18 protein-coding genes are annotated in these 21,489 nt (G+C 56.7%); 4 read left to right on the top strand and 14 right to left on the bottom strand.

The window, feature by feature from the left end; translation table 11 throughout:
* Positions 1-148: 148 nt before the first annotated feature.
* On the top strand, positions 149-1,474 hold the full coding sequence (locus tag Q1B21_RS16990; protein WP_299891219.1) for a tetratricopeptide repeat protein: 1,326 nt from the start codon (positions 149-151) through the stop codon (positions 1,472-1,474).
* A 96-nt stretch (positions 1,475-1,570) separates the two neighbouring features.
* Here Q1B21_RS16990 and rpe read toward each other — a convergent pair whose 3' ends face one another.
* Positions 1,571-2,260 (bottom strand): ribulose-phosphate 3-epimerase, encoded by a 690-nt coding sequence (gene rpe, locus Q1B21_RS16985; RefSeq protein WP_299891216.1) that lies wholly within the window; start codon positions 2,258-2,260, stop codon positions 1,571-1,573.
* Between the two features lie 355 nt (positions 2,261-2,615).
* Between rpe and Q1B21_RS16980 the strand changes: the two genes are divergently transcribed.
* The gene (locus tag Q1B21_RS16980; RefSeq protein WP_299082627.1) at positions 2,616-2,897 is read left to right on the top strand and encodes a hypothetical protein; all 282 of its coding nucleotides are present in this window, start codon (positions 2,616-2,618) and stop codon (positions 2,895-2,897) included.
* Here the strand turns inward: Q1B21_RS16980 and Q1B21_RS16975 are convergent.
* On the bottom strand, positions 2,879-3,562 hold the full coding sequence (locus tag Q1B21_RS16975) for a DUF1045 domain-containing protein (protein ID WP_299891213.1): 684 nt from the start codon (positions 3,560-3,562) through the stop codon (positions 2,879-2,881). The two genes, Q1B21_RS16980 and Q1B21_RS16975, sit on opposite strands and share 19 nt — an antisense overlap.
* Positions 3,563-3,617: 55 nt before the next feature.
* Between Q1B21_RS16975 and Q1B21_RS16970 the strand changes: the two genes are divergently transcribed.
* Positions 3,618-4,760: an alpha-D-ribose 1-methylphosphonate 5-triphosphate diphosphatase gene (locus tag Q1B21_RS16970; RefSeq protein WP_299891210.1), complete on the top strand. Its 1,143-nt coding sequence runs from the start codon at positions 3,618-3,620 to the stop codon at positions 4,758-4,760.
* A gap of 23 nt (positions 4,761-4,783) precedes the next feature.
* Here Q1B21_RS16970 and Q1B21_RS16965 read toward each other — a convergent pair whose 3' ends face one another.
* The 7 genes from Q1B21_RS16965 to Q1B21_RS16935 are packed head-to-tail and all read right to left on the bottom strand — an operon-like array spanning position 4,784 to position 11,279.
* Positions 4,784-5,260, bottom strand: coding sequence for a class I SAM-dependent methyltransferase (locus Q1B21_RS16965; RefSeq protein ID WP_299891207.1), 477 nt, complete (start codon positions 5,258-5,260; stop codon positions 4,784-4,786).
* A gap of 15 nt (positions 5,261-5,275) precedes the next feature.
* Positions 5,276-6,028, bottom strand: coding sequence for a polysaccharide deacetylase family protein (locus Q1B21_RS16960; protein ID WP_299891204.1), 753 nt, complete (start codon positions 6,026-6,028; stop codon positions 5,276-5,278).
* Positions 6,025-7,167 (bottom strand): glycosyltransferase, encoded by a 1,143-nt coding sequence (locus Q1B21_RS16955; protein ID WP_299891201.1) that lies wholly within the window; start codon positions 7,165-7,167, stop codon positions 6,025-6,027. The genes Q1B21_RS16960 and Q1B21_RS16955 overlap by 4 nt, the downstream gene beginning before the upstream one ends.
* Entirely contained in the window at positions 7,167-7,748 is a 582-nt protein-coding gene (locus Q1B21_RS16950) for a histidine phosphatase family protein (RefSeq protein WP_299891198.1), read from the bottom strand. The genes Q1B21_RS16955 and Q1B21_RS16950 overlap by 1 nt, the downstream gene beginning before the upstream one ends.
* The gene (locus tag Q1B21_RS16945; protein ID WP_299891195.1) at positions 7,745-8,821 is read right to left on the bottom strand and encodes a glycosyltransferase family 4 protein; all 1,077 of its coding nucleotides are present in this window, start codon (positions 8,819-8,821) and stop codon (positions 7,745-7,747) included. The genes Q1B21_RS16950 and Q1B21_RS16945 overlap by 4 nt, the downstream gene beginning before the upstream one ends.
* Complete coding sequence (locus Q1B21_RS16940) at positions 8,821-10,068, bottom strand: glycosyltransferase family 4 protein (RefSeq protein WP_299891192.1); 1,248 nt, start codon at positions 10,066-10,068, stop codon at positions 8,821-8,823. Before Q1B21_RS16940 ends, Q1B21_RS16945 begins: the two co-directional genes overlap by 1 nt.
* Entirely contained in the window at positions 10,065-11,279 is a 1,215-nt protein-coding gene (locus Q1B21_RS16935; RefSeq protein WP_298936544.1) for a glycosyltransferase, read from the bottom strand. The genes Q1B21_RS16940 and Q1B21_RS16935 overlap by 4 nt, the downstream gene beginning before the upstream one ends.
* A gap of 390 nt (positions 11,280-11,669) precedes the next feature.
* On the opposite strand from Q1B21_RS16935, the gene Q1B21_RS16930 reads away from it, so the two are divergent.
* Positions 11,670-14,042 (top strand): mechanosensitive ion channel domain-containing protein, encoded by a 2,373-nt coding sequence (locus Q1B21_RS16930; RefSeq protein ID WP_299891188.1) that lies wholly within the window; start codon positions 11,670-11,672, stop codon positions 14,040-14,042.
* An 88-nt stretch (positions 14,043-14,130) separates the two neighbouring features.
* Here the strand turns inward: Q1B21_RS16930 and Q1B21_RS16925 are convergent, their stop codons facing one another.
* Genes Q1B21_RS16925 through Q1B21_RS16905 form a run of 5 tightly spaced genes read right to left on the bottom strand, consistent with a single transcriptional unit; the run spans position 14,131 to position 21,354 of the window.
* Positions 14,131-15,486, bottom strand: coding sequence for a CoA transferase (locus Q1B21_RS16925; RefSeq protein ID WP_299891185.1), 1,356 nt, complete (start codon positions 15,484-15,486; stop codon positions 14,131-14,133).
* Positions 15,483-16,637, bottom strand: a complete 1,155-nt coding sequence (locus Q1B21_RS16920; protein ID WP_298936547.1) for an ABC transporter permease — start codon at positions 16,635-16,637, stop codon at positions 15,483-15,485. The genes Q1B21_RS16925 and Q1B21_RS16920 overlap by 4 nt, the downstream gene beginning before the upstream one ends.
* The gene (locus Q1B21_RS16915; RefSeq protein ID WP_299082615.1) at positions 16,634-17,662 is read right to left on the bottom strand and encodes an ABC transporter permease; all 1,029 of its coding nucleotides are present in this window, start codon (positions 17,660-17,662) and stop codon (positions 16,634-16,636) included. Before Q1B21_RS16915 ends, Q1B21_RS16920 begins: the two co-directional genes overlap by 4 nt.
* A gap of 13 nt (positions 17,663-17,675) precedes the next feature.
* Entirely contained in the window at positions 17,676-19,589 is a 1,914-nt protein-coding gene (locus tag Q1B21_RS16910) for an ABC transporter substrate-binding protein (RefSeq protein WP_299891181.1), read from the bottom strand.
* The gene (locus Q1B21_RS16905; RefSeq protein ID WP_299891178.1) at positions 19,582-21,354 is read right to left on the bottom strand and encodes an ABC transporter ATP-binding protein; all 1,773 of its coding nucleotides are present in this window, start codon (positions 21,352-21,354) and stop codon (positions 19,582-19,584) included. The genes Q1B21_RS16910 and Q1B21_RS16905 overlap by 8 nt, the downstream gene beginning before the upstream one ends.
* Between the last annotated feature and the right edge of the window lie 135 nt (positions 21,355-21,489).

Raw genomic sequence — 21,489 nt, 5'->3', positions numbered from 1 at the left:
CGTTGTGTCGAAGATTGTAGAGTAATCGGTAGACCGGGCGTCAGCCCGGCACATCGTTGAAACAAAGAAGGCCGCCCCACAACGGGCGGCCTTTTTCTCATCACAGTTTTGGTTATTCTGCACGAAACTGAAAGCGATATTGGATTCAATGATTATTCCCACAAACTGTCTGAAAAGTGTTTTTGCTATCGTGGTAGTGGTGACGATCTCATTTGGTGGCCACGGTCATGCCAAGCCGCTTCTCACAAACTCGGAGTCTACATATGCCTCGGCCTGCATCGATCAGCAGGACACACCGGAAAGGCTGATTGAGATTTGCCAGCTGGGTTTGGGCGAAGTCGGAGCGTCGGACGGACAACGCATCGAGATGCTGGACAAGATGGCGTGGGCTCACTTTGATCTTGATAACTTTGATCAGGCGGAAGAGGCGTTTGGTGAAATCCTGAGTTTGGATCCAAATGCTGAGCCAGGATTACAAGGCCAGGGCTGGGTTGCATACTATCGCGATGACCACGTTCTGGCCGCTGTTAGTTTTCGAAAAGCAGCGTCGCGCAAACCCAATGCCTACAATATGGCGGGTTTGGCGGCCAGCCAACGTCGAAATGGGCAGATTGGTTTCGACGAATTTGAACAAAACATGCGCGTCGCGTTGGCTTTAGACCCTGAATACACTTGGGCTCTTCGAGAGTTGGCATGGGGATTGAACGATCAAGGCCGCAATGACGGCGCGCTTGAACTCTTCAAATCGGCCATCGAAGTCGACCCTTCGGACGCCTACGCAGAGTATGGAATGGCCTTTGTTTTGTCAGAGTTGGGCGAGTGGGACGCCGCCTTTGAGCATGTGACCCGAGCTTTGGATCTGAAGCCAGATTTTATTGCGGCCAAGTCGCGCCGTTCTCTTATCTTGCTCGTTTTAGAGCGACCCAAACAAGCGCTCAAGGATTCCGAGGTCGTCATAGAAGCTTGGCCGGAGGATGCGGAGGGGTATGTTCGTAAAGCGCGTGCGCTTTCCGCGCTTGGCCAAAGGTCAGACGCGCACGCCGTTTTGGCGAATGCTGAGGAGCAGATTGGTACAAGCAGCTACTTGTTGTATTGGCGCGCCAAATTGCTGGTCGACGATTCCGAATTTGATGCAGCGCTAGTTCAAATTCGACGCAGCGTCGAGCTCGAGGACGCAGATCACTTTGATCACCGACTCCACGCTGAAATTGCGCATTGGCTTGGTAAACCTAAAGAGGCGCGCGAGGCAATAAACCGGACACTTTTTCTTGACGCTGATGGGTCTTACGCGCGGTTTATTCACGCGCTTGTGCTGTTGAGCGAAGGTAATTTTGCAGCCTCGGAAAGCACGTTCGATGATGCTGTTTCACTGGGATTGTCAGAAGACTACCTGAGCGACTACCTGTCCGAATTGGTTGCGGAAGGACGTATCATGCAGGCAATAAAGATGCGTGTTCGGTACAGCAATCGTTGAGCTTACGCAAAAGTGGCAGAGCGACCCCTACCATGCCGAGGCCCGGAGGCGCTTGGCCAATACTGGAGTTCAATTCAATGGGGCTTGGGTTACTTTCTAAGAAACCGCAGTTTCAGCCGCTGCACGCACCGCTTCGATGTTCTCACCATAAACGTCCGGATTCTGCACCGACCCGCCTTTGAACACCGCTGACCCCGCAACCAGCACGTCGGCACCTGCCCCCGCGACCAGCGGGGCAGTTTGTGGGTCGACCCCGCCATCGATCTCGATATGGATCGGGCGGTCTCCGATCATTTGGCGCAGCTTGCGGATTTTGTCCGTCATGTCGATGAACTTCTGGCCACCAAAGCCCGGGTTCACTGTCATGACGCAAACCAGGTCTGCCAGATCCAATAGATGTTCAACTGTCTCGGCGGGCGTGCCGGGGTTCAGGGCGACGCCTGCTTTCATACCGGCGGCACGGATGGCCTGCAGGGTGCGGTGGGTATGCGGGCCGGCCTCAACATGGGCGGTCAGGATATCCGCGCCCGCATCCGCGTAGGCCTGAATGTAGGGATCAACCGGCGTGATCATCAGGTGAACGTCCATCACCGTTTTGACATGTGGCCGAAAAGCTTTTACCGCCGGGGGGCCGAATGTGAGGTTGGGAACAAAGTGACCGTCCATCACATCAACATGGACCCAATCCGCGCCCTGCGCTTCTATGGCCTGAATCTCTTGTCCGAAATTGGCAAAATCGGCAGACAGGATCGACGGAGCGATCTTGATGGTGCGGTCAAAGCTCATTGCAGCCTCGTAAGTGTTGGAGCGTTGCCGATGCATATACCTGCAGCAGGGGGCGAGTGGTAGACCTGCAACCCACCTTTCTGGACGAACAACGCGCGAACCAACATCGCGGCACCGCTATAGAACTATCACGCAAATGACACCCTCGCTTGAATTGCGGCTGTAACCGATCGCCAAGATGAGTTGAGGGTGGCACATGCTGCGGATCAAAAAACTGACCATGCGCTTCGGTGATAATTGTTGTTGATGATGCGACGCTGGATGTGGGTTGTTTGACGTCAGCGATTGTGGGTCCAGATAGCCGTATATGATAAGAGAGTGTTTCTGGTTCATCGTAGCCACCAAGGAGTGGATGATGAGAAACATATCGAAGAGCCCCTGCGATAAGATCTTCAAACACGTCAAACGCGTGTCTGTTGATGTGTTTGAGTACGTGGTGCGGGATGGTGCGTTTGCGATGCACTGGCCCGCGCACGGGCCGCTTTACGGCGCGCTCGCTGAAATTGCCCAGCAACGATGTGAAGCCAAAGCGCTATTGCCCGACGGGCTGAGCCGCGTCATCGAAATCGACAATTCAGGATCACTTGATGAAACGATCAGCGAAATCCTGACCCGACTTCAGCCGGAAAGGGCATAGCGATGGATCAGGTGAAACCGGCCGTCTTCAGCCTCTCCCATCAAGGCCAGATCGGTGATCTCGAACGGCGTGGGCAGCAGGGGGCCGAGATGTGTGTCCAGTGCGGATTGCACTTTGACCAAGGTGGGTTTGTCCAACCTGCCGCTGAGCGTTATATGGAACCGGAAGGATGCCAGCACGTAAGGATAGCCCCATTGGATCAGATTGGCCTCTTGGTCCCGGGTCAAGTTAGCTGCGCGCCGTCGCGCCAATTCAGCTTCGGATGTCGCCGCGCGAAAGTCGTCCAGTTCGTGAACGCAGGCTGCTGCCAGCGCGTTCAACTGCTCGGCATGTCCCAACGGGCGCAGCGCAAGGAAACGGCCCAAGCGCGCGATCTCAAGACCTTCCATCGCCACAGGCGCGCGGCTGGCCGCAAGCGTCGCGCAAGCGCTCTGCAGCGCGCTAAGCGATTGGCTGGTCCTCAGGCGAAATGGCGGTTTCATCGTCCCATGCAGCCCGTATTTGCGCGGCACCTCCGAAACAGCTGCGACATCGATGCCATCTATGACAGGGTGCGCGACCTCGGCCCCGCTTTCGATATCCCAGCCCAACCAGCTGGTTGCAAATTTCGTCCAATCCGCCGCGGCGGGTGGCGCAAAATAGATCGCGTACCGCTTGAATGTCACATTGGCCTCCTCCTATTGCGTGGCGTTCCAATAGCTCAAACTGTGTGAAGTTCAGATGACAGAAGACTTGATCCTTGCCAATGCCACGATTGTGCTACCCGACGAGACTGTCACCGGCAGTGTTCGGATTGTCGGCGAATACATTGCTGACATCGACACAGGAGCATCGGTTCCAAAAGGCGCAACCGATTGTGACGGCGACTATGTCAGCCCAGGCTTGGTCGAGCTGCATACCGATAATCTGGAGCGTCACATCCAGCCACGCCCCAAGGTCGACTGGCCCCACACGGCTGCGATCCTGGCCCATGATGCGGAACTGGCCAGCACCGGGATCACAACAGTGTTTGATGCGATGCGGGTCGGGTCAATCCCGTCAGGCGCGGCGCGATACAGGCAATATGCGCGGGGTTTGTCCCGAGAGCTTTGGCAATTGCGCCAACAGGATGCGCTGAAAATCAGTCATTTTCTTCATTTGCGCGCCGAGGTTTGTTCGGAAACACTCGTCGAAGAATTGGATGAGTTTGGTCCAGAGGACAGGGTGGGTATTGTCTCGATTATGGATCACACACCTGGACAGCGACAGTTTCGCGATATGGCCAAGCTCGAGGCTTACCTGAAGGGTAAGCACGCCATGGATGACGACACATTCATGCAGCACGTCGCCCAGCTAAAGGGATTGCGGGATCGCAACGGCGACAGGCACGAGATTGAAACAGTCAAAGCCGCGCGGCGTTTTGGGGCAGTTCTGGCCAGCCATGATGACACGACCGAGGATCAGGTTCGGGTCTCGGCGGGCCACGGTATTAGCCTTGCCGAATTCCCAACGACGGTCGAGGCCGCGCGGTCCTGCCATGATCACGATATCAAGGTCATGATGGGAGCGCCGAATATCATCCGAGGAGGATCCCATTCCGGTAATGTCGCGGCGCGGGAACTGGCTGAACTTGGCCATCTTGACATTATGTCTTCGGACTATGTTCCGGCTGCTTTATTGTTGTCGGCAGCCAGACTGGGCGAGCTATGGGGTGACATGGCGCGGGGTATCAGAACCGTAACGCTTGCACCCGCTCGGGCTGCGGAACTAGAGGATCGTGGCGATCTGCGAACCGGCGCACGTGCTGATCTGATCCGATTTCGCATGCGGGCGAGTGTTCCCGCTCTGACTGCGGTCTGGTCGCGCGGGCGGCGGGTTGCCTGACAAGGCGCGACAGAAAACTCAGATCAGGCGAGATAAAACAGATAGCGGTCGGGGGCGATGGTTTCGGGCCCTTTGATCTGCTCGAACCCCACAAGCGGTTGCCCCGAGATTAACAGGCCGCCGGGTTGCATCACGCGCGAGATCGACGGGCTGAGGCGGGCAGCCTCGGCCACGTCCTCATCCTTGATGCCGCGCCCGAAATCATAATGCGCCATCGCAACTTTGCGTCCGGTGTCTGCCAGTTTGCGCAACATCGGCTCGGCTTCACCTTGTAGAAAGTCCTCGGATGGAGGGGTGCTGTCAGGATGACATTGCAGCACCCGGTCCATTACCCATATCTTGCGATCTGGCAGGATCTCCCGCAGATGATCATAGGTGCGGCCGTTGCCCAGCCCCATGTCCAGAATGTCACCGGGTGCGTTGCCAATTCGGGCTGCGGCCCAGTTTAATCCATCTCGTTGGGCCGTCAGGCGGCGCAGCATGGAATCCAGTCGGCTCATCGGGGAATTCTCTCGTCAGGTTCTTGGGGCAACCCACGCGTCCGCAGGGCCATCCAGCAGTTTGCGCAGCAAGGCGTTGGTAAAGTCCCAGATGTCTTGATCATGGACCAGATGGTGCGTCAATACGCCAAAGGGTTCTGTATTGTCGGCACGCCCTTCGCGACGATCCCGTAACAGGCCGACCGTCTGGGCGATCAATGTATCAGCCGGGATTAGTCCACGGCCCCCGCGCCAGTGAACTGGGTCGAGATGCGTGTTGATTTGATCCAAACCTGGCACGGGTTGCGCGGTCTTGCGGGGGGTTGCAGTTGAGAGGATGCGAAAGCCTATTTCCGGTAACCGGTTTACGGCTTCGGCGGCGATGCGGTTCCAGGGGGGCACGAACATGGGGCGCAGATCGTTACCGAATAGCTCTGTCAGCTTCGCATGGCCTGCTCGCGCATCTGCAACGATGTCCTCCAACGGGCGATACAAGCCGAACTCAGATTTCTTTTCGCCGTCTGGTGCATGGTTCATATGGGCCCAGCCGTGGACAACTGGAATCAGGGTTGGTCGTCGCAAGGCATAATCTGCCAACTTGGGGTCGACGTCGCGCGGTACAATGGCCAGATGAACAGGCAGACCCAACTGCGCCGACATCTCGGACAGCCTATCCAACTGAGGGGTTTGGCAGATTGTATCATCGTCCCGCCACCACAGCGGCAGAGAGACCTCCTGATCAAGCCAGAGCTTCAGTTCAGCATCAAGCGGCTGCCAGTTCGGGATCATCGACGTTTCTCCAAAAGGCGCTTTGTGACTTCAACTGTCTGCTTCGCACCATCAAACCCCTGTATCTGGGGACTGCGCGGCCCATCGGAAATGACACGCTCTAAAGCATTTGCAAGCCTCTCACCTGTCAGATTTTGACTGGTCAGAACCTCAATGGCTGGTAGCTCGGACAAGCTGTGGGCTCTCAGCCCTTGTTCAACTTCTTTGCCGTCATCGAACGGAACAAATACCGCTGGTGTGCCACTTTGCAGGATGTCCAGTGCTGTGTTGTAGCCACACATACTGATCGAAGCAGCGGCAAGAGGCAGCATCTGCCGAAAATCCGGACGTACGGGTTCCAGTGACACAGCTGTGCCTTGCGCCAATTCAGAAAGTTCGGCAATGCGCCTTTTAGCATCCTGCCCACCAACCAACAGGCGCCAGCGCCTGTTGGGCATCTTTCGGGCGGCCTCGATGGCCGCGCGAAAGATCGGCTGTCCTACCGATCCGCCACCTGCGCTTACAAGTACCTCATGCGCGCCAATATCCTCGGGATGCGGTTGTGGCGGTTCTGGCGCAACAAAACCCGTATAGTGCAATCGCGCCGCCAACTTCGCTGACACAGGCCAGCTGACAGACAACGGTGTTAGGCTTTCGTTGGAATGGACCAAAATGCCGTCGTAAAACTGCTCGACAATGTCATCTGCGCGGGTGGCCTTTGAGGGCTTCGACGGGGGGGCCAGAATATCCCGGATTGATCCAAGAATGATGGGCGGCTGGTCAAGGTTCCGCGCAGTGGTAAGGGCCGCGTCGAATTCGCTGGCCAGCGATCTTCGACCAAATGGATAAAGCTCGGTGATCAGAACCTGCGGCTGAAAGCTTTGGACAGCTTGCGTTAGGGCCGTTACGCGCGCTGCTTTATAGCGGTCATCGGCGACATCATTTTGGTCGGTCAGCAATCGGGTGAAATCTGTTCCATCAGATCGCAAAGGCGGCAGCCCAAACAACGTCACGCCGCCGCTGTCCAACTGCGGTGCGGGCATGCCGCCAGATACAACCATAACGTCGCCCCCATCCTTGGCAAAGGCCCGTCCCAGTGTCAAAGCGCGGCTCAGATGACCGGTGCCCAGCAAATGCGTGACGATGATCATCACCTTCATCAGATGGCCTCGCGTTTGATCAGACGAACGGGTGCGGCGTCGGGGGACATATCGGTCAAATTGATAACGTAAAGCCGATTGCGTTTGATTTTAAATGGTGCGGGACCTTCGAAATCCCAGCCCCATGCTTGGGCAAGAATGACCCGCATGATCCCGATATGGCAAACAGCGACCGTATCGGACCGCAGACCCAAAACCCAAGGAGACAACCGGGCCCAGACCTCGGCCGGGCTTTCGCCGTTTGGAGGGCGATAGGCCCATCCCCAATCCTCGATATGTCGATAACCACTGTCGGTGTCAGCAATCAGATCAACGCCGCGCAAGCCTTCCCAGTCACCCCAGTTCATTTCAATCAGCGCATCCGATATCCGGGGCGGTTGGCCGGTAACCAGCCTGGCTGTCTCGCTGGCACGCTGCAGTGGGCTGGACCAGATGTCCGCAGCGTTCCAGTGATCGGGAAGATCGTACCCCGACAACTCGTCGCGCGCGGCTTGATCCAACGGAATGTCGCTGCGCCCCTGAATGCGTCCGGCTCGGTTCCAATCCGTATGTCCATGACGCAGCAGGGCCAGTCGGGTCATGACGATACCTTTAGCATTGGACGAATGGTTGCCCAAAACCGTTCGGTTGCTTTGGGCATCAGATGGTGGCGCTCGATATGCGCGCGCGCCTTTGAGCCCATAGACCGGCAGAGGAGCGGATCATCCAGCAGCTGTTGCATGTGCTTGGCAAGGCCCATGGGGCCCGCGCTGACCGACGGGTAATCAGATGGGAACAGCACATCCCGAACCCCGGGCCGGTCTTGTGCAACCACCGGCAGGCCCGCCGACTGCGCTTCTAGGTAGATCATACCGTATGCCTCGTTCACGCCAGGCCATACGAGAAATGAGGATTGCGAATATGCCGCGTGCAAAGCATCGCGATCCAACTGACCCAGAAATTCAACCTTGCCACCAAATGGTGCCATAAGGGCTTCGACTTCGGCCCGGGCAGGGCCGTCGCCTGCGATCTCAAGACTCCAGTCGCCTTCCAAATGGGACAAAGCCTGGGCCAGAATTGCGTAAGACGCCAGCTTGTCGCCATCTCGCATCATCCCCACCGTCAGCATCGGACCATGGCCAGAGGTTTCCGGGGGTAACTCGCAGATTGGCAAGAAGGGTGGAAGTTCTACCAACGCCTGATTGTGGTACCGGCCTCGTTCCAACGTGATCAGGTCATTTGCGGTGTGGTAAAAGATTACTTGGGCCGCATCGCAAGCATCATGCGCAGATTGCGCGAACCCGGCCCACGGACCGGTCAAGCGACTGGTAGCGCGGGTGCTTTCCAATTGGACATAGGGAATTCCCCGTGCGGCGCAGACCTGCGGTCCCAGTAAATCGGGGGCTTTGTAATAGTTGTGGTACGTCACCCAAAGGTCCGTATCCAACGGCATCTGGGCGATTAGTCGTTTTGCTTCAGCCTGTGCTGCGTCACGGAGTGTTTGTTGCAGGGCAGCGTCCCCCGTTTTGTCATAGGTACGAAGACGGGACACCAAATCGCTTGGATCACCTTGGGCAGCGATGGCCTTCATCAGGTTTCGGGCCATTTCGCGATCGCCCGAGGGTTTCGGGCTGTCGGGAGCTTTCATCGGTGCATAAAAGGCAACTCGGGCCATTACGCCGCATCCGAACACAAGGCATTCAGCCGCGCAGACAGGCGTGCGATGCCCGGATCCATCTGAAATTCGGCGATCAGACGGCGGTAGGCGGCATCGGCCATCTGGGCAGATTTCTCAGGATTGGACGCCATTGCTATCATTGCCGCGGCCAGCGATGCGGGGTCGTCATTAGACAGAACGCCATGCGTTCCGGTCTCGATGAACTCTGGAATGGCCGACACTGGCGTCGACAGAATCGGCAGCAATTGCGAGGCTGCTTCCATCAAGACATTGGGCAACCCGTCGCGGTCACCATCGGCTGCAATGCGGCTTGGCAGCACGAACAAGTCTGCGGCTCGCATGGCCTGAATCACTTCCGGCTGATCGCACGGACCCTGCCAGGTGATCCTGTCTGCGACCCCGGCTACGTTGGCTTGCCCTGTCAAAGCGTCGCCGAGAGAGCCGCCCCCAATGTGAGTCCAGTGCCAATCCAGCGATGCTGGCAGCAAGGCAAACGCTTCGATCAGGCGGTCAAAGCCCTTTTTCTCGACCAAACGGCCGACGGACACCATGCGAAATGGGCTATCAGACGCGCGCTGGATGCGATTGGGCGGTGTTGGAAAACGGGTCAGGTCCAACCCGTGATAGATCAGATCGACACGACCCCGGTCGTCCGCGAGCTCGCGCAGGTGGTCGGCACCGACGGCAGTACAGGTCGCACCAAATTGGGCACCGTGGGTTTTTGCCTGTAGCTTTTCGCGTTTTTCCCAATCGGGTGAGGTCCAGATGTCTTTGGCATGGGCCGAAAAGCTCCACGGGATGGCACGCATGATGGCAGCATAGCGGGCGACGGATGACGGTGTGTGCATGAAATGTGCGTACAGGCCCTGTGTCGCCTCAGGCAATTCTGCGGCCAATACACAAGCCTGACCAAAGCGGCGAATGCGGTTGTGCGTTGGGTCACGGCGCAAATCCTGACGCCAGACATCGTAGGCTTCGGCATAATCGGGCATGTGCTGGGCACGATGCCGCGCATTCCAAACGCGTTGAGGCTCGTCAAAGAGATACTCGGGCAGATAATGCACCTGACCCGCAAATTGGTCATGCAGGGGATGGCGTTTGGTGTCGGTCGGGTGGCGCAGCGACCAAATGTCAAACTGATGCCCGGCATCCTGCAAGGCAACAAGCTCCTGGGCGATGAACGTCTCGGAGAGGCGCGGCCAGCCTTTGACCAACACCGCCAACTTTGGGGCAGTTGCGGTCATCCGGTGGCCCGCTCCTGTTCCCGGCCCAGCAATGTGTCGATGCGATCAGTGACGTAGTCCAGCCCGTCCAGCAAACCGTCCTGGATAGTCTGCGACGGTAAGTCTTGATGCGGCAGGTTGCGGATGGCCTGGATCATTGAGGCGGGCGTCAAACCATCGCGCGTCTCATCAAGCATCTTCACCAGGCCGAGGTCTTCGGCGCGCGACGCCCGGATCCATTGTTCCAGACGCGGAGTAGTGCGGGGGACGATGACAGCGCGTTTGTCAAAGGACAAAACCTCGCAGAACGTGTTGTAGCCCCCCATGCAAACCACACCGGCGGCACCGGCAAAAAAAGTTTCAATCTGGGATTCAAACCCCACGGCTGTAACGCGACCATTCAGTGCGGCGACGCGGGTTTCAAACTCTTCGCGCAACTCACCGGACAAGAAGGGGCCGTAGACTAGAACAGCGCGAGGCGATAGCTTCGGGTCTTGTTCGTAAGCGGACAAGACCAGATTAACCATTGCTTTACCGTCACCACCGCCGCCGGGCGTGATCAGAATATAGGGCTGTTCAGGCGGCTCACCGATGGGGCCGAGATCGCGCCGCAGGTAACCGGTCCAGTGGATACGGGATTGAGCAGCAGGGCTTAGTGGCAACCCCTTGGTCGGGTCATAGATTGACCGCAGCCCATAAACCCAGATTTCGTGATAGAACCGCTCAGTCGCTGCGATGGCCTCCTTGCGGGCCCATTCGGCGGCCAGAACCTCGGGTTCGTCCAGGACATCACGTAAACCTAGGATCAGCTTGGTGCCACTGTCGTTTTCCATATGCTTCAACGTTGGCAGCAGCTCACCCCGGAACCCTGTGGGTTCTTTATCGACGATCAAGACGTCAGGATCGAACTGTTGAACCGCAGTTTGAATCAGACCCGAACGCAGCTCGGTGACCTCGTCGATGCCCATTCCGATCGTACGCGCGGCATAAGACCCATCGGCCCGTTTCGTCACGCCGGGCAGCCGCACGTGGTCAACCCGACGGGGAAAGGTGAAACGGCCAGCAATCGGTGATCCCGTCAGGATAAGCGCAGATGCGCTTGGATCTGCCTGCGTCATCGCGGCAGCTAGCGCGCGCGAGCGCCGCAGATGACCCAGTCCGAACGTGTCATGACTGTAAAACAGGATACGCGGCGCGCGGTTCGACTTGGTTTTTGCTATGCTTAGGCTCATACATTTGCCTGTCTTCTAGGTCGTTATGCGGTATCCGCGCGTTCGCAGACGTTATCTTACATTCCTTGGCGGCGCTTGCCAAAGGCAGAAGCGTATTCCCGCAAATGTGCTAAGCATTGCGATTTGGCAACAGGATATTGATGTATACGCGGCAAATCGCACCAGAGTTTGGCATCGTTCGCAGAATGATCGAGAAAACAGCAAACGGGACGATACTCAGACACAAAATCGGTCATAGTCAATTTCCCCTGAATTGAAAACACCCGCAGAGGCCCTGTGCGCCGAGAACACGTCCCGACAAGATGTTGAGATTGTCTGCTGTGAAGATTTGAATAGACCCATATGGTTCTGTAATCTGTCCGGCATCGGGAAAACTGGATACAAGACCCTATGAAACCAAACTTTCTGGCCGGACTAGTCCTGGCATTCTGGGCCCTTATGATGGCCTTTCCTGTCGACGTGGCGGCGCAAACATCGTTGATACCTGGGTACCCGACCGGGTCAAGCGACGACGCTGAAACCACGAGTGACAGCGATCTGACCGCTGCGATCCGGGCCGCCAGCGAAGCAGGCGCTAGTGTCATCGTGATTGACAGCGCTGGGCAAATCGTCACGACGACACAGGGTGACGCGCCTGCAGAAGAGGATGCGTCGGATAACCCGATGGCTGACGGGTCTGAGCTGATGAAGGCGCAGGAACGGTTTTCGAAGTTCCGTGAGTCGGTGGAGTCACGCCTTGAAGCGCTGCCTTATTCGGTGTTCGAAGTGCAGTACATTCTGCGACAGACCAGTCCGGATGGTCGAATACAGACCTATTTTGAAGTTCTGGGTTGGAACATCCTGTTCCTTTTGCTGGGGCGATGGCTGTCCATCGAGATTTACGGCAAGCGTATTGCAAAGCGATATGTCGTCGCCAAGATAAAAGAAAACCCGCAAGGGTACCGCGAGAAGATGCCGTTCCTTGTCATGCGTTTTCTGACAGGAATTGGAGCGACAGTTTTTGCCATGCTGATGGCGCTGATTGTCGGGTATCTGGTTTTCGGCGAATCCGAAGATATCTCAATCCAGTTTACAGTGACGGCTGTCTTTACTGCTTTCTTCCTGTCTCGCACAGCCTCGGATCTGTGGCGAATGGTTCTTTCACCATATCTAAGCCAGTACCGTTTGCCACCCTTTTCTGACCGTCACGCTAAGCGTCTTTATTACTGGGCGTCGGCTTTGGCGACGTATGACATCTCGGTGGCGCTGTTTTCGACCTGGGTGGCGGATTTTGGCCTGAACTACAACGTTTACGCGATGGTCTATGGCGGGTTGACGATGTTGGGGGCTGTCGGAAACGTTTTGATGATCCTGTTCAACGCTGGCGCTATTTCACATGCAATCCGCGGTGGACGGGCGGCGGATCAAGTATCTTGGATTTTGCGCTTTATTTCTTATGGATGGGCGCCGGTATTGATCATTTACATGGTGTTCAGCTGGTTCAAGCTGGCGGTGGATCTGGTTCTGGAAAACGAGAACTCGCTGCCGATTGTGGCCAGCAGCTATGCAATTTTCATGTCCGTGGTCGTGGCCTATGGCGCGATGAACTATCTGCTTGAACGGTATTTTGACCGCAATCGCCGGCTGGAACAGATAAACAGCGATGCCGATTGCGATGAAGACCCCAGCGAGGGAACCGAAACACCCGAAGCCGAGCAGAGAAAACACACGATCCTGACCTATGAAGATCTGGCGCGGCGTGTTGCCGGCATTCTGGCTTTTGTCGTGGGTCTGTATGCGCTTGTGGTCATCTGGAACCCGGATGCCAGCTGGAGTGAGGACCTGCCGATTGAACGGGCGCTGGATGTGATGGTCATTCTGTTTATGGGCTATATCCTGTTCCATTTCTTCCGCATCTGGATCGATAGTAAAATCGCAGAAGAAGAGGTAGAGGTCGGCGACGCAGAGCTGGGTGATGAGGGTGGAGAAGGTGGGCAGAGCCGGCTAGCCACGTTGTTACCGCTGTTCCGAGGCGCCATTCTGGCCGTGGTTGTGGTGACCATAGCCCTGATCGTTCTGATGGAGCTGGGCATAAACGTTAGCCCATTGTTTGCAGGTGCCGGCGTTGTCGGTCTGGCCGTCGGTTTTGGTTCGCAAACTCTGGTACGCGACATCTTTTCAGGGGCCTTCTTTTTGATGGATGATGCCTTCCGCAAGGGCGAGTACATTGACATTGGGGATGTGAAAGGGACGGTCGAGAAAATATCTGTCCGCTCGTTCCAGCTGCGCCATCATCTGGGCGCGCTGAACACTATTCCCTTTGGGGAAATCAAAGTTCTGACCAACTACTCTCGTGATTGGGTGATCATGAAACTGCCGCTGCGGGTGACCTATGATACGGATGTCGAAAAGGTGCGCAAACTGATCAAGAAGCTGGGGCAAGAGTTGCTGACCGATCCGGTAATAGGGGAAAACTTTATCCAGCCACTCAAGTCACAGGGCGTGATCGAGATGCAGGATTCGGCAATGATCATTCGGGTCAAATTCATGACCAAGCCGGGTGATCAGTGGCTGGTGCGCAAACGGGTCTACCAGGATATTCGAGAGCTGTTTGCGCGGGAAGGCATTCGGTTTGCCCACCGTGAGGTTACAGTTCGTTTGGCGGATGGCAAAGAAACGGAAGACCTAACACCTAGGGAGCGCGAGGCAGTGACTGGTGCGGTTCAGGCAGCCATCGATGAGGATTACCTTGATGATATCGGACCCGGCGGAGATGATCGCTAAGGTGATCTCCCGCCGCATTAGCCAACGTCTCTGACGAGACATTACCCAATGCGTTGGGCCGGGCCGCGCGTTCCGCGCGGCGGGTGCGTCAGATGGTCAGGGAGGGCCAGCCTGGTTCTGCCGAGCCGAGTTCCGAAGCCGGGCTTGCCCACCGCATTTTGGCCTTTCCAACGCTCAGCGCCGGCTTGAGGCGGTGTCCAGGACCCCAGCCAGACTGCTCAATTGCCGCTGCGTAGTCCTTAGCAGTGGCTTCGATTGCTTTATCATCTGGTCCGGTTTTGCCTAAAACCGCCAGTAATTCGGCTGTTCGGGCCAGCGACAGATGGGCGTGCATAATCGAATTGCCCGACGCAGCCTCGGCCAGCGCAGACAGCACCGAGGCGGCCATCAAATATCCGGTGGCGTGATCCAGGGCCTGAACTGGCAAGGGTGTCGGTTTATCGGCGCTTGCCCAGTCCATCCCTGCATGAGCGAGCCCAGAGCTCATCTGTACCAGACTGTCGAAACCACGCCGCGTTGACCACGGCCCTTGCCATCCATAGGCATCCAACGTGACCTCAACCCTATTCGGGGCCAACTCGTCCCGTTTGGATTTTGTCAGCCCAAGTGCGTCCAGAGCACCAGGTCGGTAGCCATGGACAAAGACATCCGCGTGCGTCAGCAGGCCTTTCAGACACTCAAGCCCCTCTGGGGTTTTTAAATCAAGATACGCGCAAGTCTTACCTAGTGAGATGTCCGGGATCACGCCGGGCTCGTCCCATTCCGGAGGATCGATACGCAAAACTTCGGCGCCAAACCCGGCGAGCGTGCGGGTCGAGACGGGACCAGCCAGAACGCGGGTCAAGTCAAGGACTCGCAGCCCGGCCAGAGGACGCGCCTCAGTTGCCTTGAGTCGATCACGCAGTTTGATGCTTCGAGGTCCTTGCCAGCCGATCAGCGGGTCTCGGGCAACAGCGCGGCCTTGCGGATGATCCTGCCATTCAGAGCGGCGGCGCATGGCTGCAGCGACCCCGCCTTCAGCGACTATAGCGGTCTCAAGTTCTGCGGCTGTCCGGGATCTGACAGCCTGGACAACAGCGTCCCTATCTGCGGGTGTTTCCAGAACTCTCAGGGCTGCATCTCGGTGATGCGGAAGGTTGGTGTGCAGCCGGATCCAGCCGTCAGAGGTCTGGTAATTACCGGCAATCGCATCCCACAAGTCGGGCATGTCCCAACCGTCTGGTTTGAAAGAGTATCCAAACCAAAGCGACGCCAGGCGGTGGTCGACAGTGACTTCGGGTGCAGTCGGCGCAAGGTTCAGTGCCGTCATCAGGCGCGCCAGTTCCTGACCCACAGCCGCGACGCTCGCCGTGGCCAGTTCCGAGACTGCAAATGCGCTGGGCAGCGCGCCGGAACCCTTTTTCCGGTAGCCGTCCACAGCCGGAAGAGATGAGAGCAAGCTCATTGCTGGTAGGGATCCAGGCTGTCCCGCAGCCCGTCTCCCAGGAAGTTGAATGCCAGTACGATGATGATGATCGGCAGCATCGGGATGGCGGTCCAGGGATAGATTTCAATCGACGCGAGGTTTTGCGCGTCGTTCAACATCACGCCCCAACTGACCGCAGGCGCGCGCAATCCAAGGCCCAGGAAACTGAGCGCGGTTTCCCCAAGGATCATTGCCGGTATCGAAAGGGTGGCTGAGGCAATTAGGTGAGACATGAAATTGGGCAGAAGGTGCTTGCGGATCACCCGACCCGAACTTGCGCCCATCATCTCGGCAGCCCTGACGTATTCTTCTTCGCGCAGGGATAGGAATTTTGCGCGCACAGATCTGGCCAGTCCCGGCCAATCGAGGATGCCTAATATGATCGAGATGATGAAAAAAACCGCAACCGGACTCCAATTGGACGGAACTGCAGCGGAAAGGGCCAGCCACAAGGGCAATTCGGGCAGCGAGCGCAAGACTTCGATGACCCGATTGATGACCCAGTCGATCCGGCCGCCGAAATATCCGGCCATCGAGCCGAATAAGATACCAAGGAAAAACGAAACCGAAATGCCGATAAGGCCCACGGTCAGTGACAGTTGCGCCCCGTAGAGAATTCGGCTGAAAATGTCGCGACCCAATCGGTCTGACCCCCACAGGAACAACGTGGCGCCCTCTGGGGCACAAAACAGATGCGTATCTGTCGGGATCAACCCCGCCAATCGATATTCGGACCCTTCGCAAAAAAACCGGATGGGACGGGGATCTTCGGTATCGGGAACGAACTTCCACTGGAACGTTTCCAGATCAGCCTCGGCCACGATCGGATAGACATAGGGACCTATGAAAGCACCTTCATGGAACCAGTTGACTGATTGCGGCGGGGCATAAAGGTGCTCGCCGTTGCGTTCATTTGGGCCATAAGGGGCAATGAACCCCGCAAAGGGCAGCATCAGGTAGCACAGCAGCAGGAAGATACCTGAGATAAGGCCCAATTTGTGCGTTCTGAATTTGCGCCAGACCAAGACCCAGTTTGGGGCGTCCAGATCCGCGCGCTCCAATTGCTGGACCGACGCCTGAGGATCAAACGGAGCGTCGTCAACAAAGCGGTCGTCGTTGCGGTCGGTCATGCTTCGCGCCCTTCGTACCGGATGCGTGGGTCAAGCATGACCAGCAGGATATCCGAGATCATGGTGCCAATCAGAGTCAACAAGGCAACGAACATCAGGACGAAAGCCGACAGAAATTGGTCCTGCGTCTTAAGCGCCGTCAGCAAGGTGGGACCAATGGTTTGCAGGCCCAGAACCACCGAGACCAAAACAGAGCCCGAGATCATCGAAGGCAACAAGTTACCAATGTCGGCCACAAAGGGGTTGAAGGCGACACGTAGCGGATACTTCGTTAGCATCCGGGACGGTGCCATACCCTTGGCGATGGCAGTTTCCACATAGGGTTTGCCCAGCTCATCCAACATGTTTGCGCGCAAGCGTTGCATCATGGCCGAGGCGCCAGAGGTGCCGATAACAAATGTTGGGACGATGAGGTGGATCAGGATGGATTTCAGCTTTTCCCAACTCATGGGTTGGCCTTCAAAAGAGGGATCCATCAGGCCGCCAATGGGTAGGTTGAAATACTGGTGCCCGTAGTAAAACAGGATCAGCGCCAGCAGAAAGTTTGGTGTTGCCAGGCCCAGATATCCCACGAAGGCCGATGTATAATCGATCCATGTCCGGGATTTGGCAGCGGCGAGAACACCAAGCGGTAAAGCGACAGCGTAGACAAAAAGAATTGCGGCCAGATTGACCACAACGGTCAGCCACAATGTGTCACCGACGATGTCAGACACGGGTCGATCAAACTCAAACGACCAGCCATAGTTGCCTTGTAGCAGTCCCGAAAACCCGTGTGGCCCGGGCCAGAACCCCATCCAGATTAAATATTGTTCCCACATGGGGCGATCCAGCGCGTATTCTGCCCGCAGGAACTCAGCTTTGGCGACACCTGCGGACTGGCCCGAGGCTTGAAGTTCTGCGATCTGGTTGCTCAGATAGTCGCCGGGTGGAAGGTTGATGATCACGAATATCAAAACCGAGACGACCAGCAGCGTCAGCAGCATCGTAAAAAAGCGATACACCACATAGCGCAGCATAATCATTTAGCTGCTCCTATCAGTCGGCGAAAAAGAACTCGTCCGGGCGGTGAATACCAAAGTGTGCTCCGGGCTCCCAAGCCCACATGGCCTGTTGCGGGACGTTGCGCAAACGGTTCGAAACTACGATCGGCTGAGGCGCGCCATTCAAAATCCCAATCGCGTATAACTGATCCGCATGGATATTGAGCATCTCAGTCCAAGCCGCTTCGCGCTCTTCATCGTTTGCCGCAATTTCCCAATCGTGTGCCAGTTCCATCAGGCGTTCAGCCTCGGGCATGTCCGGCGCTTCGCCGACCTCACCGCTTGTTTGGTAGAATTGCCCCCATTTGGGCCAAGCCAGAAAGACCTGATCCGTCGGCGCCAGATAGGCCGGCGAGGTATGGGCCTGCGGAATTCCGTCATCCCAACCAAACCAGACTGAAGCCATGGTGTTTCCCGCAAATACACGATTGCGCAGAATGTCCCGGTCCAGCGGACGCATCACCAGTTTGACGCCAATTTCCCGCCACGTGTCGGTGACAATTTGCAAGGCATTTTCGACTTCTTGGCGTTCACCCGCAGTTTCAATCACCAACTCCATTGGTCGGCCGTCAGGCAGCAGGCGGATACCTGACTTGTCTCGCTTATCCAGTCCGGCTTCGTCCAGCAGAGCATTGGCCTGATCTACGTCGTATGCGGCCCAGGATTGCGCGTTTTCTTCGTTATAAAAGGGCGAGGCCGGAAGGACCGACATCGCTCCCGGATGCGCCAGCTTGAAGTACAGCGCCTGATTGATGGTCTTGCGGTCAATCGCAAGGGACAGCGCACGGCGGACCCGCACGTCCCGTAGAACATTGCGCCAGGCTTCGTCATCAAAGTTCAAGTTGGGATAGATCGCAATCTGCGACGCTACTCCGGTCTTCCACAATAGCGTTTTGTAGCCGCCATTTGCCTCACCCTTTTTCAGGATCGACGCATCGCGAAAGGCCAGGCCTCGACCCTGTAGGTCGCTTTCGCCAGCGTTGGTTTTGGCGGCCACCAGACCGGGGGCAACGATTTCCATCTCGACCACGTCGATATACGGAAGCTGAACTCCCATGCTATCAATCCGGTGGTAATAGGGATTGCGCACAAAGTTGTGTCGGATCTTCTTACCAGAACTGGCGTTCAACCAGGGTTGCAAGGTGGGCAGTTCGTGATTGTCGAACTTATATAGATTGTCGAGTTTGTTGTGCAGCGCCGCCCAGCTTTTGACGCGAGCATCTTCGACGTGAAAAGCAAGTTCCTCCTGATCAGCGAATTTCTCGTGAAACTGTTTCAGGAAGGCGGAAGGGCGATAGATAAACGGGGGTCGTGCCTGCGCCAACGACTGCAAGAAATCAGGATTTGGATCATCCCACTCGTAGATCACCGTTTTTTCGTCCGGAAACGAGACCGTGGGCAGTTTGCCCTCAACGATTAGAAAGTCCGGTGGGCCCGACGGACTAAGCAGTTCGTTATTTGCCACGTCTTCCCACCAATAGCGGAAGTCTTCCGAGGTAAACGGTGTTCCGTTGGACCACTTATGCCCCTCGCGCAGGCTCAGCGTGAATTTCCGATTGCCTTCGGTTTCGTACGAAGACAGCAGGTCGGGGACAATTTTGTAGTCCTGGTCAAACCCAACCAATCGCGCGTAACCGTAGACAACCATCTGTCGGATGTCCTTGGATCGGGTGACCATTGTCCGAAGGGTGCCGCCCGGTGTTCCAAATTCGCGCCCTTTGGCGGCCAGATTAACGATCAGCGGTTCATTTGGCAGGCGATCTTGAACGGGCGGCAGATTACCCGCATCAACTTCGGTTGCCCAAAAAGTGCTCTCTTGCAGCTCAGGTATGGCTTCCGCCGTAGCAGAGAAAACCCCAGCAAAGGCCAGCGAAACGGCCAGGATCATAGTGCGAGTGGTCTTATACATGGCAACGTACCTTATGGCCCGGTTCCAATTCCACCAGTGAAGGTATCACGGTGTCCGAGAAACGAAAGGCTTCGTCCCAACTGTCCGGCGCGCCGGCACCCAGCGAAACCATTTTCAGGTCGATTGGGCGATTGATGTCGGGTTCGGGTTGAGCGGCAATCAGCGCCTTGGTGTAAGGATGGCGCGGATTGTAGAATAGGGTTTCGGGTGGGGCCTGTTCCACGACAAGACCGCGTCGCATAACCGCGACCTCGTCAGCGATGCGCGCCACAACAGCTAGGTCGTGAGAGATAAAAAAGTAGGAAAGGTTCAGGCTGTCCTGCAGTTGTTCCAGCAGCGTCAGGATTTGTTCCTGAACGGAAACATCAAGCGCCGAGGTCGGCTCATCACAGACAATCAGTTGCGGATCCAGCATCATCGCGCGCGCAATCGACAGACGCTGACGCTGCCCGCCAGAAAAGGCATGTGGGTAGCGTTTGAGCATATCTGCGTTAAGGCCGACACGTTGCAACATCTCTGACGCTTTGTCGCGTTGTTCAGAGGACGATCCGATCCGATGAATCTCCAACGGCTCGGTCATGGCATCCTGTATCCGCATCCGAGGGCTGAGCGAGCTGTAGGGGTCCTGGAACACCATTTGTGCCTTGCGTTGAAACGCAGTGCGCTGGGCGCGGGTCATTTGGTGAACCGTGATGGGGTCTTCGTTCGGCGACGTGCGGAACAGAATTTCCCCGCCGGGGTCCGGAAGTTCGGCACCAAGGGCGATACGGGCCGCAGTGGTTTTGCCCGATCCGCTTTCGCCGACAATCGCCAGCGTCTTGCCACGCGCCAGATTCAGGTCAACACCGCGGCAGGCATGGATTGCCTTGTCAGCCTGCCAACCTTTGCTGGACCGCATGGTGTAGGTCTTCGACACATCTTTCATTTGCAGGATCAGATCTTCGCTCGGCATCGGCAGCCCGACGGCCTCCTGATCTGGAATTTCGGGTGCCGCGTCAAACAATTGCTTGGTATAGGGGTGCGCCGGACTTGTAAGGATGGGGGCGGCTGACCCTGCCTCCATCACGCGGCCTTTGTGCATGACCACGACCTGTTCCGCCATGTTGGCGACAACACCCAGATCATGAGTGACAAGGATCAGCGCCATGCCAGTTTCGCGCTGCAGTTCCTTGATCAGGCCCAGAACCTGCGCCTGAGTGGTCACGTCCAATGCGGTTGTCGGTTCGTCGGCAATCAGCAGTTCAGGTTTTGACACCATGGCCATGGCGATCATGGCGCGCTGGCGCATGCCGCCAGACAGTTCAAACGGATAAGAATCGTAGGCCCGCTGCGGATCAGGAAACCCCACGCGTTCGAACTGGGACAGGACTTCTTTGCGCGCCTGTGCTTCTGAAGCCCCGCGATGCAGCCACAATACTTCGCTGACCTGATTGCCGATTTTGTGCAAAGGGGACAGGGATCGCATCGGCTCCTGAAAGATCATCGAGATCCTGTTGCCGCGAATATCCCGCATCTCGCGTTCACTGATCGTCGTCAGTTCTGCCATTCCCTTGGAGTCGTTCAAGGTAATCTTGCCGCTGCGAATTTGGGCGATGCGGGGAAGAATACGCAAAGCAGCCCGGCACGATATCGTTTTCCCCGAACCAGATTCTCCGACTAGCGCAAGTGTCTGTCCGGCCTCAACATCAAAATTCACACCCGTGACAACAGATTTTGCCGTGCCAAAGCCGATGCTGAGGTCTCTGACAGACAACAACGCGCTCATGCGGGTTTTCCACCCGGCTGGCCGTTCGCTAACATCGGCTAAATCAACTCCCCGTGTTTTTTTGTGCAGTGTCGCCCGGTTCTGCCCGACTAGTCAAACCCGTTCTTTGGCTGAAATGTCGCGAAAATGTGAAAC

Source organism: uncultured Ruegeria sp., assembly GCF_947504215.1.
Lineage (GTDB): Bacteria > Pseudomonadota > Alphaproteobacteria > Rhodobacterales > Rhodobacteraceae > Ruegeria.
This window is presented reverse-complemented; position numbering and strand designations above follow the sequence as displayed.

Excerpts from the sequence above, each read along its gene's own strand:
- Q1B21_RS16990 (WP_299891219.1), top strand. The coding sequence starts at position 149 with ATGATTATTCCCACAAACTGTCTGAAAAGTGTTTTTGCTATCGTGGTA.
- rpe (WP_299891216.1), bottom strand. The coding sequence starts at position 2,260 with ATGAGCTTTGACCGCACCATCAAGATCGCTCCGTCGATCCTGTCTGCC.
- Q1B21_RS16980 (WP_299082627.1), top strand. The coding sequence starts at position 2,616 with ATGAGAAACATATCGAAGAGCCCCTGCGATAAGATCTTCAAACACGTC.
- Q1B21_RS16970 (WP_299891210.1), top strand. The coding sequence starts at position 3,618 with ATGACAGAAGACTTGATCCTTGCCAATGCCACGATTGTGCTACCCGAC.
- Q1B21_RS16965 (WP_299891207.1), bottom strand. The coding sequence starts at position 5,260 with ATGAGCCGACTGGATTCCATGCTGCGCCGCCTGACGGCCCAACGAGAT.
- Q1B21_RS16960 (WP_299891204.1), bottom strand. The coding sequence starts at position 6,028 with ATGATCCCGAACTGGCAGCCGCTTGATGCTGAACTGAAGCTCTGGCTT.
- Q1B21_RS16955 (WP_299891201.1), bottom strand. The coding sequence starts at position 7,167 with ATGAAGGTGATGATCATCGTCACGCATTTGCTGGGCACCGGTCATCTG.
- Q1B21_RS16950 (WP_299891198.1), bottom strand. The coding sequence starts at position 7,748 with ATGACCCGACTGGCCCTGCTGCGTCATGGACATACGGATTGGAACCGA.
- Q1B21_RS16945 (WP_299891195.1), bottom strand. The coding sequence starts at position 8,821 with ATGGCCCGAGTTGCCTTTTATGCACCGATGAAAGCTCCCGACAGCCCG.
- Q1B21_RS16940 (WP_299891192.1), bottom strand. The coding sequence starts at position 10,068 with ATGACCGCAACTGCCCCAAAGTTGGCGGTGTTGGTCAAAGGCTGGCCG.
- Q1B21_RS16935 (WP_298936544.1), bottom strand. The coding sequence starts at position 11,279 with ATGAGCCTAAGCATAGCAAAAACCAAGTCGAACCGCGCGCCGCGTATC.
- Q1B21_RS16930 (WP_299891188.1), top strand. The coding sequence starts at position 11,670 with ATGAAACCAAACTTTCTGGCCGGACTAGTCCTGGCATTCTGGGCCCTT.
- Q1B21_RS16925 (WP_299891185.1), bottom strand. The coding sequence starts at position 15,486 with ATGAGCTTGCTCTCATCTCTTCCGGCTGTGGACGGCTACCGGAAAAAG.
- Q1B21_RS16920 (WP_298936547.1), bottom strand. The coding sequence starts at position 16,637 with ATGACCGACCGCAACGACGACCGCTTTGTTGACGACGCTCCGTTTGAT.
- Q1B21_RS16915 (WP_299082615.1), bottom strand. The coding sequence starts at position 17,662 with ATGATTATGCTGCGCTATGTGGTGTATCGCTTTTTTACGATGCTGCTG.
- Q1B21_RS16910 (WP_299891181.1), bottom strand. The coding sequence starts at position 19,589 with ATGTATAAGACCACTCGCACTATGATCCTGGCCGTTTCGCTGGCCTTT.
- Q1B21_RS16905 (WP_299891178.1), bottom strand. The coding sequence starts at position 21,354 with ATGAGCGCGTTGTTGTCTGTCAGAGACCTCAGCATCGGCTTTGGCACG.